At 36.0% G+C, this 15,203-nt stretch carries 14 protein-coding genes; 10 read left to right on the forward strand and 4 right to left on the reverse strand.

The window, feature by feature from the left end; genetic code table 11:
- The first annotated feature begins 133 nt into the window (after nt 1-133).
- The 4 genes from C7B89_RS13010 to C7B89_RS13025 all read left to right on the forward strand — a co-directional run bounded on the left by C7B89_RS13010 (nt 134) and on the right by C7B89_RS13025 (nt 4,166).
- Complete coding sequence (locus tag C7B89_RS13010; protein ID WP_048391903.1) at nt 134-1,015, forward strand: EAL domain-containing protein; 882 nt, start codon at nt 134-136, stop codon at nt 1,013-1,015.
- Nucleotides 993-1,943 carry a GGDEF domain-containing protein gene (locus tag C7B89_RS13015; protein WP_048391902.1) on the forward strand — a complete coding sequence of 317 codons (951 nt, stop codon included), beginning with the start codon at nt 993-995 and terminating at the stop codon, nt 1,941-1,943. The genes C7B89_RS13010 and C7B89_RS13015 overlap by 23 nt, the downstream gene beginning before the upstream one ends.
- Nucleotides 1,944-2,031: 88 nt before the next feature.
- Nucleotides 2,032-2,238 carry a hypothetical protein gene (locus tag C7B89_RS23260; RefSeq protein ID WP_244205660.1) on the forward strand — a complete coding sequence of 69 codons (207 nt, stop codon included), beginning with the start codon at nt 2,032-2,034 and terminating at the stop codon, nt 2,236-2,238.
- A gap of 533 nt (nt 2,239-2,771) precedes the next feature.
- Nucleotides 2,772-4,166 carry an L-cystine transporter gene (locus C7B89_RS13025; protein ID WP_004227708.1) on the forward strand — a complete coding sequence of 465 codons (1,395 nt, stop codon included), beginning with the start codon at nt 2,772-2,774 and terminating at the stop codon, nt 4,164-4,166.
- A 235-nt stretch (nt 4,167-4,401) separates the two neighbouring features.
- On the opposite strand, the gene C7B89_RS23430 is transcribed toward C7B89_RS13025, so the two are convergent.
- From C7B89_RS23430 to C7B89_RS13040, 3 genes are all read right to left on the reverse strand, one after another.
- Nucleotides 4,402-4,527, reverse strand: coding sequence for a hypothetical protein (locus C7B89_RS23430; protein WP_279629545.1), 126 nt, complete (start codon nt 4,525-4,527; stop codon nt 4,402-4,404).
- Between the two features lie 100 nt (nt 4,528-4,627).
- Entirely contained in the window at nt 4,628-5,167 is a 540-nt protein-coding gene (locus C7B89_RS13035) for an SLOG family protein (protein ID WP_369700611.1), read from the reverse strand.
- Nucleotides 5,168-5,389: 222 nt separating this feature from the next.
- Nucleotides 5,390-6,535: a DUF418 domain-containing protein gene (locus C7B89_RS13040; RefSeq protein ID WP_115673858.1), complete on the reverse strand. Its 1,146-nt coding sequence runs from the start codon at nt 6,533-6,535 to the stop codon at nt 5,390-5,392.
- A gap of 103 nt (nt 6,536-6,638) precedes the next feature.
- Here C7B89_RS13040 and C7B89_RS13045 point away from each other — a divergent pair, with 103 nt between their 5' ends.
- Nucleotides 6,639-7,340 carry a response regulator transcription factor gene (locus C7B89_RS13045; protein ID WP_048391893.1) on the forward strand — a complete coding sequence of 234 codons (702 nt, stop codon included), beginning with the start codon at nt 6,639-6,641 and terminating at the stop codon, nt 7,338-7,340.
- Nucleotides 7,337-8,980 (forward strand): sensor histidine kinase, encoded by a 1,644-nt coding sequence (locus C7B89_RS13050; protein WP_115673859.1) that lies wholly within the window; start codon nt 7,337-7,339, stop codon nt 8,978-8,980. Before C7B89_RS13045 ends, C7B89_RS13050 begins: the two co-directional genes overlap by 4 nt.
- 106 nt (nt 8,981-9,086) lie before the next feature.
- Here C7B89_RS13050 and C7B89_RS13055 read toward each other — a convergent pair whose 3' ends face one another.
- Nucleotides 9,087-9,998 (reverse strand): TetR/AcrR family transcriptional regulator, encoded by a 912-nt coding sequence (locus tag C7B89_RS13055; protein WP_066038385.1) that lies wholly within the window; start codon nt 9,996-9,998, stop codon nt 9,087-9,089.
- A 157-nt stretch (nt 9,999-10,155) separates the two neighbouring features.
- On the opposite strand from C7B89_RS13055, the gene C7B89_RS13060 reads away from it, so the two are divergent.
- The 4 genes from C7B89_RS13060 (at nt 10,156) to C7B89_RS13075 (ending at nt 15,193) form a co-directional block, all read left to right on the forward strand.
- Complete coding sequence (locus tag C7B89_RS13060) at nt 10,156-11,670, forward strand: DHA2 family efflux MFS transporter permease subunit (RefSeq protein ID WP_115673860.1); 1,515 nt, start codon at nt 10,156-10,158, stop codon at nt 11,668-11,670.
- A gap of 159 nt (nt 11,671-11,829) precedes the next feature.
- Nucleotides 11,830-12,849, forward strand: coding sequence for a serine hydrolase domain-containing protein (locus C7B89_RS13065; RefSeq protein ID WP_048391885.1), 1,020 nt, complete (start codon nt 11,830-11,832; stop codon nt 12,847-12,849).
- Nucleotides 12,846-14,159 carry an ABC transporter substrate-binding protein gene (locus C7B89_RS13070; protein WP_175400797.1) on the forward strand — a complete coding sequence of 438 codons (1,314 nt, stop codon included), beginning with the start codon at nt 12,846-12,848 and terminating at the stop codon, nt 14,157-14,159. Before C7B89_RS13065 ends, C7B89_RS13070 begins: the two co-directional genes overlap by 4 nt.
- Before the next feature lie 86 nt (nt 14,160-14,245).
- Nucleotides 14,246-15,193, forward strand: coding sequence for a carbohydrate ABC transporter permease (locus tag C7B89_RS13075; protein WP_115673861.1), 948 nt, complete (start codon nt 14,246-14,248; stop codon nt 15,191-15,193).
- The last annotated feature ends 10 nt before the right edge of the window (nt 15,194-15,203 follow it).

The raw sequence follows: 15,203 nt of genomic DNA on the forward strand, positions 1-15,203 counted from the left end.
TTGTGAAATATTAACTAGAAAAGAGTTTTGTTAAAACCCATTGCTGGAACTTGCTCTTTTTACATTCGATTCACAGTCTGTTTACAATCAAAGCGTACAATGAACCATAATAACCAATTGAAGAGGTGCAGGGATGGAGTCTGTAGTGGGACAAAGTATAAAAACAAGTAATATATTTTCTTTTTTTAAATATTTATATGGTCAGCATCAAAGTAGTTCGTTATATATGAAACGTTTAAAGGCATTGAAACAAATTATTCAACATAACGATTTACATACATACTTTCAACCTATTGTAGATTTACAGTCACAGCAAACAATAGGATTTGAAGCCTTAAATCGACCATTACCCTCAACATTATTTAACAGTGTGGACCAGTTTTACGAGTTTGTAGGACAAACAGATTGCGTTTTTTTATTTGAATGTTTTTGTAGAAATCTTTCCTTGAAACGTTTCAAGGAACGTTTACACAAAGACTTGGTGAATAAAAACTTTTTAGTGTTCCTTAATATACATCCGAATGTTTTATTAGATAAAAAATATCACAGTGGCGAAACACTACAATTATTGAAGGAGCTTGGAATCAAACCTCAGCAAGTGGTTTTTGAACTAACTGAGCGAAGTGCAGTAATAGATTTTGTGGAGTTTGAACGTGTATTATCGCATTATCGATCACAGGGCTATCGCATTGCCGTAGATGATGTAGGATCAGGTTATAATAGTTTAAAAACGCTCATCTATTTAAAGCCGGAATTTATTAAGCTAGACCGTTCATTAATTCAATTCATAGACCAAAATAGTGAACAACAGCAGCTCGTCACATTGTTAATGAAATATGCTGAACAAGCCAATACTAAAATCATCGCTGAAGGGATTGAAAGACAAGAAGAGCTTGATTATCTCCATCATATTGGCATTCATTATGCACAGGGATATGCGATAGGAAAGCCTGCAAAGGAAATATATATGGGGAAAATAAGGGTGGGTGACCATGAAGATAGGGGAAGTCATTGAGAAAGTTCCATGTATTGATGAATTTGTGAAAAACAAAGAAGTAGATGTACTTTTTACAAGTAATCCATCGTTGCGTAGCGTTGTTGTTGTGCGTGATGAAAAACCAATTGGACATATTACACGCACACATTTCTATCAAAAAATCGGTACTCGATATGGCTATCATTTATTAATGGAACGTCAAAATCAGCTGATGATAAAGAAAAATCCTTTAATCGTTGATCGTAATACACCAATCACAGAGGTTAGTACATTAGCTATGGCTAGACCTCCAGAGGATTTATATGATGATGTCATTGTCACGAAAAACAATCTTTATTATGGCATGGTTAGTATTCGAGAGTTATTGTTAAAGCTTGTTGATACACAAGTAGCCATTGCAAGTTTCCTGAATCCATTAAGTAGTCTTCCAGGCAATAAATTAATCGATGAAAAATTAGAAGAAGCATTACAGCTATCGCAATATAGTTTAATCTATTTTGATTTAGATCACTTTAAATCCTACAATGACACATATGGCTTTAATAAAGGCGATAAAATTTTACGGTATTTAACAGAAATACTAAAAAGACATATCTGCGGCGTAGAGGATTTTTTAGGACATATTGGAGGAGATGATTTTGTAGCCATTCTACCTTATTACGAGGTAGAAAAGATGTGTCAAAAAATTATTGATGACTTTGATGCCAACATACTTAGTTTTTACGAGTTAGAGGATCTAGCATATGTTCAGGTGGCTAATAGATCTGGCGAACTGGAACCTTTAACATGCACATCTCTATCTATTGCCGTTATTACGAATGAATATCAGTATTTTGACTCTGTGGAACAATTATCCAATGCGGTAACACATGTAAAAAAGCAGTGTAAAAAAGTAGCTGGTAGTTGTTACCTCATTAATAAACAACAAAATTATTTTGTTCATTAGCAAACTATGTTAGATTTGTGGAACTAATATGTAAAATATATGAAAATTTAAATAAAATTGATATATATTTTGGTTACAGGAGGTTTAGATGGATTCAAGAAGACTGCACATTTGGCAACCTGTCACTTGCTTAAAAAGAGCCCAAATCGTTAATGCCACATTGAATTATACAGATCGAGGGCTCTGCTTAACATTAATAGATCGAAACAATACAGAAGTTGATATTATCTATGATAAGATGTCTCCTATTCACGATTATGTTTGGTCTTTTCGCTATACTGGAGAAATCCCATGATCTGATTTAGTAGACATGGTCACTGAAGCCACGACCCAAGAACAATCTAAAAATTCTTCAGCAGAATGGTTTTATAAAATGAGCAATTCAGATTATATAGAATGGTTTGATCAACTCCCGTGGATTGGAAGCAAAGAAATTCCTACCGTAGAACATCATATCTACTGCTATAATGACGGTGTGTTTGACATCATTAGTGACTACGAACCAAGATTTGTAATTAGAAAATAATACTTAAAAGGCTGCTCCTGCACTGTTAAAAACTAACAGTATAGGGGCAGTTACTCATTTGTCACCAAATGTAGTGGCATTGATTAAACTAGCTATACATTTACAAACATTTTTTAAGATCTTTTCCATGATTAATCCATTGCCAGAGGATGATTGTTACGCCATTTTTCGGGGTATAATCCTTAGCAAGAAAGCATTTTGTTATAGGAATTTATTAATCTTAATAAAACATACTTGAATTATAGGGATTATGGGTATATAATTCGATTACATTATTATAAAACATCTTAGGAGGCATTCCATTGTCGAATTTACAAATCATTCTTAACGTAGCAGTGTTACTTGTGTTCGTTGGAATTTTATATGTTATGAATAAAAAGCACGTTAAGTTTTCTAATCGTGTTTTTGCCGGTTTAGGCTTAGGGATTGTACTTGGTCTTGGACTTCATTTTATTTATGGTCTCGATTCTGAAGTATTAGCCAAAACAACATCTTGGTACAATATTATCGGTACTGGGTATGTGAAACTGCTCCAAATGGTAGCAATGCCATTAGTATTTATTTCCATTTTAATTGCATTTACTAAAATGAAGATTGGTAAAAATTTCGGAAAAATGGCAGCACTTATTTTAGCCATTTTAATCGGTACAACAGCCGTTTCGGCAGCTGTAGGTATTCTTTCTGCAACAGTCTTTGATTTAGATGCAACACAAATTTTACAAGGTGACGCAGAAACTGCACGTGGTCAATACCTTGAAGAAAAAACAACGGGCTTAGCAGCTCCTGATTTACCAACACAAATTATTGAGTTATTCCCAGCAAATCCGTTCCTTGATTTAACGGGTGCTCGTTCTACTTCAACGATTGCGGTTGTAATTTTCTCAGCATTCCTTGGTTTTGCTTATTTACGTGTGGCACGTAAGGATGAGGGAACAGCAGCTACAATTAAAAAAGGCTTGGATGCCATCTATGCCCTTGTAATGGGTGTTGTAACAATTGTATTACGCTTAACGCCATATGGAATTCTAGCGATTATGGCTCGTACGGTAGCAACATCTGATTTTGGAGCTATCTATAATTTAGGTAAGTTTGTTATTGCTTCTTATGTAGCTCTATTTATTGTTTTAATCGTACACTTATTAATCATTACATTAAGTGGTTTAAATCCATTTACGTATTTGAAAAAATCGGCAGAAACATTATTATTCGCCTTTACATCACGTTCTAGTGCTGGTACTTTACCGATGAATATTAAAACGCAAACAGGTCGTCTTGGAGTATCTGAGGGGATTGCAAACTTCTCAGGCTCATTCGGATTATCAATCGGTCAAAATGGTTGTGCAGGTGTATATCCTGCGATGTTAGCCATTATGATTGCACCGACAGTCGGCATTAATCCACTTGACCCTGTGTTCATTATTACAGTTATTGCAGTAGTAGCAGTTAGCTCATTTGGCGTAGCAGGTGTTGGTGGTGGTGCAACATTTGCAGCTATCCTTGTATTATCAGCACTTGATTTACCAATTGCTCTAGCAGGTGTATTAATCTCTGTTGAGCCTTTAATTGATATGGGTCGTACAGCGTTAAATGTAAGTGGTTCAATGACTGCTGGTGTTACAACAGCGCGTATTACTAAAGAATTAGATACAGAAATGTATAATAATAAAGAATTAGGTGCTCAAGTAGCAGACCTATAAGGTCAAAGAAGCCCCGTTAAAGTTAAAACTTTAACGGGGCTTCAGCTTTATACGATTTTTACATAAAAATCTTTACCGTTGATTAATTCGGATATCTCAATATTATAATTTTGTTTATAGTACTCATAAATATTGTAGGCTAAACCGGAGTGTCCATTCAAATAGGTTCCCTTTTTAATCTCTTTACGTGGATTATGGAAATCAAAATATAAGCGTGAATCATGACTCATTGTATTTAAAAAGCAAGAAATTCTTGTTCTTCAATATGAATTCCCCGTGTATACCGACATTCTCTACGATACGTATCATGTGACACATTTACGGGAGAAGCTTCAAGAATCATTTCAATATGTTTATTCAAATGATGACAGCTCCTTTCAAATTATAGGTAAAAACCATAAGAACAATCAGCTTTTATTACTTCTAGTATATAATTGTCAGAAAATTATATCAATATTTTTCTACCAGTTTTGCTGTTGAATTTCTTCAGCTATTAATTGTAAGTCATAGGCAGTTACTGTTAAAAGATTATAATCATGGGACTCCATATATTTTTCTGCAAGCCGTTTGATATATTTGGGTGAACCCTCATTTTCTTCATCATAAATTAATAAAAGTCCATCTGTATTTTGGATAATAAATTTGTCCTTCTCAATAAATTGCCAAGGAGCTTCATAGGGTTTTTTGGTCACGCTTGTGACAAAATCAGCTTGGGCAATTAATGCTTGATACTTTTCTTTTTTATGATCTTGCCAATTTTTCTCTTGCTCTAAAAAAGGTGTGATCACGGCGTATTTTAAAAGTGGGAATTCTTTTTTTAACATTAAAACAACTTCAGCACTCCAAGTTTCTACGCCCTGCTGACCGCTGATAATAACCCATTCGAGTCCTTCATCAAGCAGTGTACGTAGATGAGCTTCCAGTGCTTTCTTTATGATGACAATACCAGGATGTTTGTCATTAAAAATACCAAGCTCATGTGGTTTATAGCCAGTAATCATAATACGATGTAACAACAAAATACCCCCTAGGCTGTATAGTTGTAATACTAGTATACAGCAAGGAGGCAAATGAAATCGATATTGTCTATGAAAAGGCAAATAGTGTTAAAATTACTGCTACAGCTGCACAAATGCCTAAAAACCACCATGAGTCTGTAAAGTCTTCTTTTGTGTCACTATTCATAAAAAATATTCCTTTCTAATTTGCTTGTTTGAGGGGTTTTATTTTACTTGACCAGTCCAAGACCAATTTGTCCATATTCGTAAAATTGTTTCAAATGGACCACGTTTAAATTTCTTTAAATAGGCAAGGCTGAAAACACATTGCAGGCTATAAACAACGATTCCGAAAAGGATTCCGCCAAAGACCCCTAATTTGCCATATAGGCCAAGGCCATAGCCATAAAAAACAGTTGTACAAATGATGGTTTGTAGTAAATAATTGGTTAGTGATAGTTTGCCAATGCTCTCAAATGCAGGAGCCAGTAGTTGAACTGGACGGGTGTTATAAATGTATGCTGCGAGGCAAACATAGCCAATCGCTAATAACTGGGAGCCGCCCATTAATAAAATAGAAGAAAATGCACTTTTACTTTCTATAAAACTTACACTTTTACATACGAGTCCTATAGGTACAAGGAGAGCACCAAGCTTATACCATTTCATTTCCTTATTCATCTCCACGAAGGCTTGCTTCTTAGCAAGCGCCATCCCAAACAGGAATAGTGGTGCGTAGAACATAGGTGCAAAAATTAATATAATGAAAATAAATGAAGAATCATCCATTCCTGGTACTTCGGCATTAGCTCTAAAATCAAAAATTTCTAAGTAGCTGCCGTTAGCGTAAACATCATCCGCTTGCTCGATGTATGTGTCTATCTCTTTTTGTTCTTTTTTAGACGTTTCCATAGAGCCGTATGTTAACGCCGTAGTTAGTACAAATAGGATACCAGCCCAAATAAATAAAGTTTTTGGTTTACGATTAATAAATGGGATTAAAAATAACATCATACAGCCATAAGAAAATAGAATATCGCCTTCCCACAATAAAATAGAATGTAATAAGCCAAGGGCAATTAATCCTGTTGCACGACGTAAAATAGACCAACGGCTTTTATTCTTTTTTCTGCGGATGGATTCAATTAATTTAATAAGTGAGAAGCCGAATAAAATAGTGAAGATGGGCATAAACGAGCCTTCAATCACAACTTTTACAAAATATAAAGCCCCGTTATCTAAGGTAGAAAGATTTTTTAATTCATCTTTGCCATACATCCCGAATTGGAAGATTAGCAAATTTGCCATTAAGATGCCAAATAAACTAAATCCACGCATTGTATCAATGAAAGTAACACGATTAGTTGTCATTGCGTTTTATCTCCTTAATTGGTTATCTTATACATATAATAAATAGGGAAGCTTATGGTGAAATAATGACTACCTTAAAGTAATCTTAAAAGTAGGTGAGGAAATGCAGGAAGCATCAATTTTAGTGTTAGAGGATGAACGTGCCATTGCTGAAATGATTGAAATCATTTTAAGAAAAGAAGGAATTAACAATATTACCTTATGTAATACAATTGAAGAAGCAAAAGATGAAATGAATACTAAAACATTTGATTTTTATCTATTAGATATCATGCTACCAGATGGAAGTGGGCTGGATATTGCGAATAGTATTCGAGAAAAAAGTGATGCCCCTATTTTTTATTTAACCGCAAAAAGTAGTGATGCAGATAAGCTTCGTGGTTTTATGAATGGTGCAGATGATTATATTACAAAACCATTTAACCCCTTAGAGCTTGTAGCACGAGTAAAGGTGCAGCTAGTCCGTTATATGAAGAAAAAAGGTGTACCAGAAAATCACATATTTACTTGCAGCCGTTTTACATTTGACATTGATGCAGCAGAAATTGAGGTAGACGGTGTAAAGGAAATAATCAGTGGTCGCTTGTTTCATTTATTAAAATATTTATGTGACAATGCAGGGCAAGTGTTATCAAAAGAGCAAATATACGAACGTGTATGGGGTGATTGTTTATTTGATGATAATACAGTGATGGTACATATAAGAAAGCTGCGAGAAAAAATAGAAAAAAATCCTGGAAAGCCAACATGCATTATTACTGTCAGAGGCATTGGCTATAAGCTTGTTGGGGACATTTCTTCATGAAGCCTGCTGGAAAATTAACACTCCGCTTTGTTTCGTATTTCATCATATTCTATCTATTGATCATTTCAGGTTTTATTATGAGTTTGGTGTTTTTTGCTATTTTTATCAATGACCGTGTTGGTGACAACATTCATGTGATGAGCTCCTTTGAAATCGAAGATGATGCAGTTGTAGAGCAAGGGAAGACAGTTAAAATTGCTGATTATTTAGTGAAGAGAGCTGAAGAAAATGTTGGACAGCTTTATTTATTTGATCCAACCATGACGATTGTTGATTATACAGGAGATACATGTGGTCTATGTGGAAAGTCAGATAGTGAAATATTGGCATTGCAGCAACCAGGCATGCATACATGGGAATTGCCGAATTACTACTTATTATTTCTTCCAACTACTCCTGTGCAACCACTTTTTGAGGATGCGCTTGAAAACTGGACAGCGACAGGGGACATTTCAGCTGTAACACGGCAACGTCTAAAAGAAAATAAAGCTAGTGTTGAAATTTATGACGAGCAATGGAATCGAATTGAGGTCATAGGCGAACGTTATGAGAAGCTAAATAAGCCACAATTACTAGAGGAAAAATACGATATTTTCGAGCATGCGGAGCTGAAGCAAAGTACAGCCTTAGCCAACGATAGGACATTTGTTGTAAGAATGCCTAATCCATCGTATAAGCCATTTGAAGAGCCTTTTAATAAGGCAATGGTACTGTTTGTTTCTATCTTCTTTGGGGGACATATTATTTTGCTGTTGGGCGTTATTTTCTTATCTATTAGTATTTCACGTCAATTCGTACGACCACTTGTCTATGTGATATCGCGCATTGAGCGACTTACCCAATTCGATTACAGTGAGATTAGTGACAAAAAAATCCATCATAAAAAGACGGGTAAGTTGAAAAGAAAATTTAAACTGTTCCAACCTGTAGAAGAGTCACTCAATCACTTATCAGAGCGACTTGATTCAAATGAAAGGCAAATCAAGCATGCAGAGCAATTACGGGAGGAGTGGATAACAGGTTTATCGCATGATTTAAAGACCCCGTTAAGCTCAATTTACGGTTATTCAACGATGCTGGCATCGGAGGATTATGAGTGGACAAAGGATGAGATGCGTATTTTTGCACAGACCATGCAGGAAAAGGCAACCTATATGGATGCACTTATTCAGGATTTGACGTATACGTATCAATTAAAAAATAAAGCCATACAGCTAGATAAAGTGGTACTGCCGCTAGCAACATGGCTACCACAATTTGCAGACGAACAGGTGTGTGTGAAGGTGTATGGTGATGTGTTGTTACAAGCGGATGAGCTTTTACTCAAGCGAATAATGGATAATTTAATTACCAATGCGAAAAAATATACCCCTGAAGGCACGAAGGTAATTGTGGAAGCACAACATACTGGTAAAGAAGTAATGCTTACCATTGCTGATCAAGGACCTGGTATTCCACAGGAGGAGCTCGATAATCTATTCGAACGCTATTATCGAGGTACGAATACAACAGACGATATAACAGGAACAGGGCTAGGACTAGCCATTACGAAGCAGCTCATTGATTTACACAATGGTACAATTAGTGTCCGTTCAGGTAAGGATGGGACAATCTTTGTGCTAAAATTTCAATGTCATTAAGTTGAATCTCTGGGCTTTCTTAAGATTGTACAAAGGTCTGTCATAGAACTTAATTTCATTCAACAGAGTAAAGAGGTATCAAAGTGTTCATTTGATACCTCTTTTTTTATTTATTTTTCGTACATCGTTCAGCGGGCTGTTCAATTTTTACGTAACGCCATAAGTTATTGGCGATGTCACGGGCTTCTGCGATATGTTCTGTGCCGACGAAAGCTTTACGGAAAGGTGTAAGAAGTGATTCGATGATAAAAAGCTTTGGTTTTTCCTTCTGCAATTCTTCTAATAAGAATTGTGCATACTCCAAACCTTCCATTGTTTCGTTATTCGATAATCCCTTTGTAAATCCTTGTAGTTGTTCAATAACCATTCCTTTTGTAACGGTTTTATAGTTCACGACATTTTGAATGGTATTAATCATTTCAACACTTACGATAATCTCTTTTGACTCAAGCATAGTGGGTATAATTACGCTAATATTGCGCAATGCTACACGTACAATAGCTTCTCGATTGATATATTTATAATCGGCAATAAAGACAGCACGTAGAGTGAGGTTAATCATTCCAAGTGTTTGAACAGCACATTCATAGCTAATAGGGCTAATCTCTTCTCCAAAGACTTGTACTAGACGATTGGCGAGCCATTCTAGTTCTTGTAAATGGTAATTAATAATAATTTTTTTTAGTTCTTTATCTCTTGATTGGAAGATGGATTCGAATATCTGTACTAAATTATGTTCACGATTGACATACATGAGAACAGCGACTTGCTGCGTCAATACCTCTAAATCTGTAGGGTCTTTGCCATAAATGAGCTCATGGCGACGATTACTAGCTTCTTCGCGACCTTCATCTAAGATGGCGATTAAGCATTCATTTTTCGAAGTAAAATGATTATAAAATGTACCTTTAGAGATTTTAGCCGCATTGATGATGTCATTAATTGATGTATCTAGAAAGCCTTTTTCAATAAAAAGTTCACGTGCTGCTGTTATAATTTGTCTTTTTCTTTTGTTCATAACCTCACCTTTTTTATAATATTATACTCTTATTCTACACTTGGAATGCTTTTATATCAACGTTTATAAAAAATATAAACTTATTTGTTGAAAAAAGTAGACTACGAGTATAAAATAAGTTTTATCGTAAAACACAAGAAAGAATTGAGGGATATAAATGAATAGTGAGCAAACAATGAAAAAGCCCCCTTATGGCATGATAGCTATTCTATTTGTGGGTGCTTTTGTTGCTTTTCTAAATAACACATTGTTGAATGTGGCATTACCAACAATCATGAAAGATTTTGGGATCACCTATTCAAAAGTACAATGGTTAGCAACAGGGTATATGCTTGTGAGCGGTATTCTAGTGCCTGCTTCAGCATTCTTTGTGACACGCTTTAAAAATAGACATTTATTTATTACAGCGATGTCTATCTTTACAATTGGTACAATTATGGCAGGTTTCGCTCCTAATTTTGGCGTGCTGCTAGCAGGTCGTATGGTGCAAGCAGCCGGAGCTTCTAGTATGTCACCACTTTTAATGAACGTTATGCTAACAAGCTTCCCGAAAGAAAAGCGTGGGGCAGCAATGGGGATCTTTGGTTTAGTTATGATTATGGCGCCAGCAATTGGTCCTACATTATCAGGGTATATTGTGGAACATCATGATTGGCGTATGCTTTTCCAAATGATTATTCCATTTGCTTTAATTAGTTTATTATTTGGTGTTTGGAAATTAAGAAACGTGATGGAGACACGTGAAGTTCACTTAGATTTCCTTTCAGTACTTTTATCAACAGTTGCATTTGGTGGTATTTTATACGGCTTTAGTACAGCAGGAGATAAAGGTTGGTCAAGTCCATGGGTATATGGCACAATTACAATTGGCTTCATCGCTTTAATTATTTTCGTTGTTAAACAGCTGAAAATGGATGAGCCATTACTGGAACTACGTATCTATAAATATCCAATGTTTGCTTTAGGGTCTGTTATCTCAGTTATTGTCTCTATGGCAATGTTCTCAGGGATGATTTTAACACCAGCATATGTACAGTCTATCCGTGGTATCGAACCATTTGAAGCAGGCTTAATGATGCTTCCAGGAGCACTTGTCATGGGGATTATGTCACCAATCACTGGTAAGCTTTTCGATAAATTTGGTCCACGTGTGTTAGCCATTATTGGATTAACGATTACAACAATCGCAACTTTCGGTTTAACAAAGTTAGAAATTGATTCAAGCTACACATATATCGTATCGATGTATACAATTCGTATGTTCGGTATGTCGATGGTCATGATGCCTATTATGACAAACGGTTTAAATCAACTACCACAAATAATGAATCCACATGGTACAGCGATTAACAATACATTACAGCAGGTATCAGGAGCAATCGGTAGTGCGATCCTTGTAACATTTATGAATAATCGTACAAAAGTTAAAGCGGAAGAATTAATTGCAGAAGCCAAAGCGAATGCTGCACAATCAGGAGCAGCGCCTACAGCAGAGCAAATGCAACAAATGCAAGATCAGATTATGCAAACTGCCTTATTAGATGGTATTACGCATTCCTTCTTAATTGCAGCTGGTATAACAGTGATTGCAGTGGTACTTGCATTCTTCTTGAAACGCGTAAAAGTTGAAAGCGCAGCAGCGTCAATGGATTTAAAAAAACCAACTAAATAAACAAAGTAGCCCTAGTCAGTAAATATTTACTGGCTAGGGCTTTTTTTATTGAGTACACATGAAAAAAAATTTTAGGATTGGTGTTATTTTTCATCATTTTATTTTATATGATAATACTAATTTACAGAAAATTTAGATATTTAATAGTGGGGTGCTTCCTTGGTAGATGCATATATAACTGGCTTAGTGAAAGAACAGAAAATTCCAGGTGCTGTATTAATTGTTCAGCAGCAAGAAAGAAGGCTATTTTCATGCAATTATGGAGCCTATACTGCTGAGGATGGCAGCGAGCAAGCTATTTTAAGTAATACGTTGTTTGATTTAGCCTCCTTAACAAAAGTTGTCGCAACACTCCCAGCTATTTTACTCCTGATGAGTCGAAATCAAGTTTATATAACAGATCCAGTCCAAACCTATTTGCCTGATTTTAATTATCCTCTTATTACAATCCAGCATTTATTGCAGCATTGCTCAGGATTGCCAGCAGATTTAACACCTGTAGTTAAAAGACATCATAAGCGTGACATCCTGCAGGAGGTACTGGCAAGTGATGTAGTATGGCAGCCAAATGAACAAGTGCAATATAGTGATTTAGGTATGATTATTATAGGAAAGGTGATTGAGGAAGTTACTGGCATTTCATTAAAAAGTTTTGTAGAGCAAGAGGTTTTTAAGCCATGGGGCATGCATCATACATGTTTTCAACTGCCTGTGCATACAAGAAGGCTTGCAGCATCTACAGAAATGGTGGCAGGTCAATTTGTACAGGGAATAGTCCATGATGAGAAAGCTTTATTACTAGATGGTATTGCTGGTAGTGCAGGTTTATTTTCATGTGTAGAGGATTTAGCAAAGTATGCGGAAATTTGGTTGGGGATCAAGCAACAAAGTGTAATTCCATATGAATGGTTAGAGCTTGCCTATACGAAAACTTTTAAAACGAGGGGACTTGGGTTTGAAGTATGGGGAGGAGATGAAGCATCATTTTGTTTTGGTAGGAGGTGGAGCAAGGGCTCATTTGGTCATACAGGATTTACAGGCACGAGTATTTGGATGGACCCTGTAAAAAAGGCATTTGTCATTTTACTAACGAATGCTGTGCATTATGGGAGAAATACAAACATGGGAAGGATTAGAGAGAAGCTTCATACGATGATTTATGAAAAATTACTGATATGAAGGGTGGATCTGCTGGTATGAGACAAAAGAGTAAATGGTTATTGTTGCTTCTTTTATTACTCGTTGTGGGTTTAGTAGGCTGTAACACGAACGAGAAAATAACGACCTCAACCACACCTGATAATGAAGAGAAATCGAAAACTGAAGAGGTTTCGCTAACAATAGGGAGTTGGCGCACAGAAGATGTTGCCAAGTATGAAAAAGTGATTGCTTTATTCAATGCACAACATCCTGAAATACATGTTTCATTTAATCCAACTAAAAATACTGAATATAATACAGTCCTCAATACGGCATTACAGGCTGGAGAGGGTCCAGATATTTTTCACTTACGTCCTTATGCAGCTGGATTGAAGCTTGCGGAGGCAGGTTATGTTGAGAAAATAAACAGTTTAAATGGATTGAATGTATTTCCTGAAGAAGCATTACAGGCTTCTCGTGATGACCAAGGGAATCAGTACGGTGTACCAATTAACTTAAGCTCTACACAATTTTTCTATAATAAGAAGATTTTTAAAGATAATAATCTTGAAATTCCTACTACATGGGATGAATTCATAGCATTAAATGATCAATTATTAGAAAAGGGTATTACACCAATTGCAATGGGTACAAAAGAAGGCTGGCTATTATCGTTGCTACACGGTATTGTCGGTCCTGCTGTTTATGAGGGCAATGACTTTTACCAAGCAGTGCTCGCAGGAGAAAAGGATTTTACAGATCCGAAGTTTATTGAATCCATTCAAGTAATGAATGACTTGAAAAAGTATTTTCCTGTCAATTCAGAAGGCTTAGGAATGGATGATATCCGTACTTTGTTTGCACTAGAAGACGCGGCAATGTTCCCGTTAGGTAGCTGGGAAATTCCTGTTGTATTAGAAATGAATCCAGATTTAGATTTAGGTTATTTTCCTATTCCATCTAAAGAGAGTAATACAACAGTGACGACTTGGGTAGATGGCTCATTTGCGATCAATGCTAATTCGAAAAATAAAGAAGCAGCTAAAGTATTTTTAGAATTTTTAACAACTAAGGAGTTTGGCGATTTGTTTGTAAAAGAGTTTTCTATGATCAGCGCTATTCCAGGTATTACCTCTGACGATGCATTGTTAAATGCTATTAGTCATTCGACTGCAAATGAAGCAACGCCATATATGTGGGTAACTAATTTTACTGGTGGGGACCCAACAACAAAGAGCTTGCTTGAAAGTGAGCTACAAGGCATGTATTTAGGTCAAGTAACGCCTGAAGAGGTTGCCACAAAAGTACAGGAAAACGCTAAAACTTGGTTTACGCCATTTCAAAAATAATGAAAGTATCAAGTCAGTAGACCCCTGAAGTGCTATAAGGAGTTTAGGGGTCTTGTTGTTTCATGATTAGTAAAAGGAGGCTGCTCATGATAAGAGAATATACAGCTCCATCAGTAAGAAGGAGGAAATCGAGAGTAAGGTGGACTATCCATCTTTTCCCTATTCCTGCACTAATAATCTATGGGTTGTTTGTGCTTTATCCGATATTAGCGGCATTATCCTATAGTTTTTTTGAATGGAAAGGGATGGCTCGTGGTGATTTTATCGGTTTCCAAAATTTTGTGACGCTTTTTACGACAGAACCCTATGGCTCCATGTTTTGGAATGCCTTTAAACATAATGTCCTCTATTTTGTTGTGCAAATGATTGTGATGAATGGATTAGCCTTCTTTCTTGCCTTTATTATTTATCAAAAAATTAAAGGTGCAGAGTTTTTTAAGGCTGCTTTCTTTCTACCGCGATTATTATCAGTGATTGTTGTAGGTTTCTTATGGAAGCTCATTCTAAATCCGAATTTTGGTACTTTAAATGTCATTTTGGAGAAATTAGGTCTTGAAACTTTACAAAAGGCTTGGCTTGGTGATCCCAACACGGCGTTAATCGCCATTATTTTAGTCAATTGTTGGTTTGGATTAGGTTTTGGTGTCTTAATTTTTCTTGCTGGCTTTCAAGGGATCCCAAGTGAGTTAGTCGAAGCTGCAAAGTTAGATGGCGCTAAGGGTTTTACTTTATTGCGTACGATTTACTTGCCTTTAATGGTGCCATCAATTATGATCATGGGCATTTTAACATTTATCCAGTCATTTGAAGCATTTGAATTAGTATATGCAATGCAGGGCTCCATGGGAGAGCCGTACTATTCTACAGATACGTTAGCTGTGTTTTTCTATCGCTTAGCATTTGGTAGCTCTACCGCTTCTGGGGCAACAGCTATTGGGTTGGGTTCGGCGTTAGCTACAGTACTATTCTTATTTATATTAGTTTGTACCACGCTATTTTTACGCTTTACCAATAAAAAGAATGTTCAAATGTAAGGGGTGATTA

This window comes from Lysinibacillus capsici, assembly GCF_003367505.1.
Classification (GTDB): domain Bacteria; phylum Bacillota; class Bacilli; order Bacillales_A; family Planococcaceae; genus Lysinibacillus; species Lysinibacillus capsici.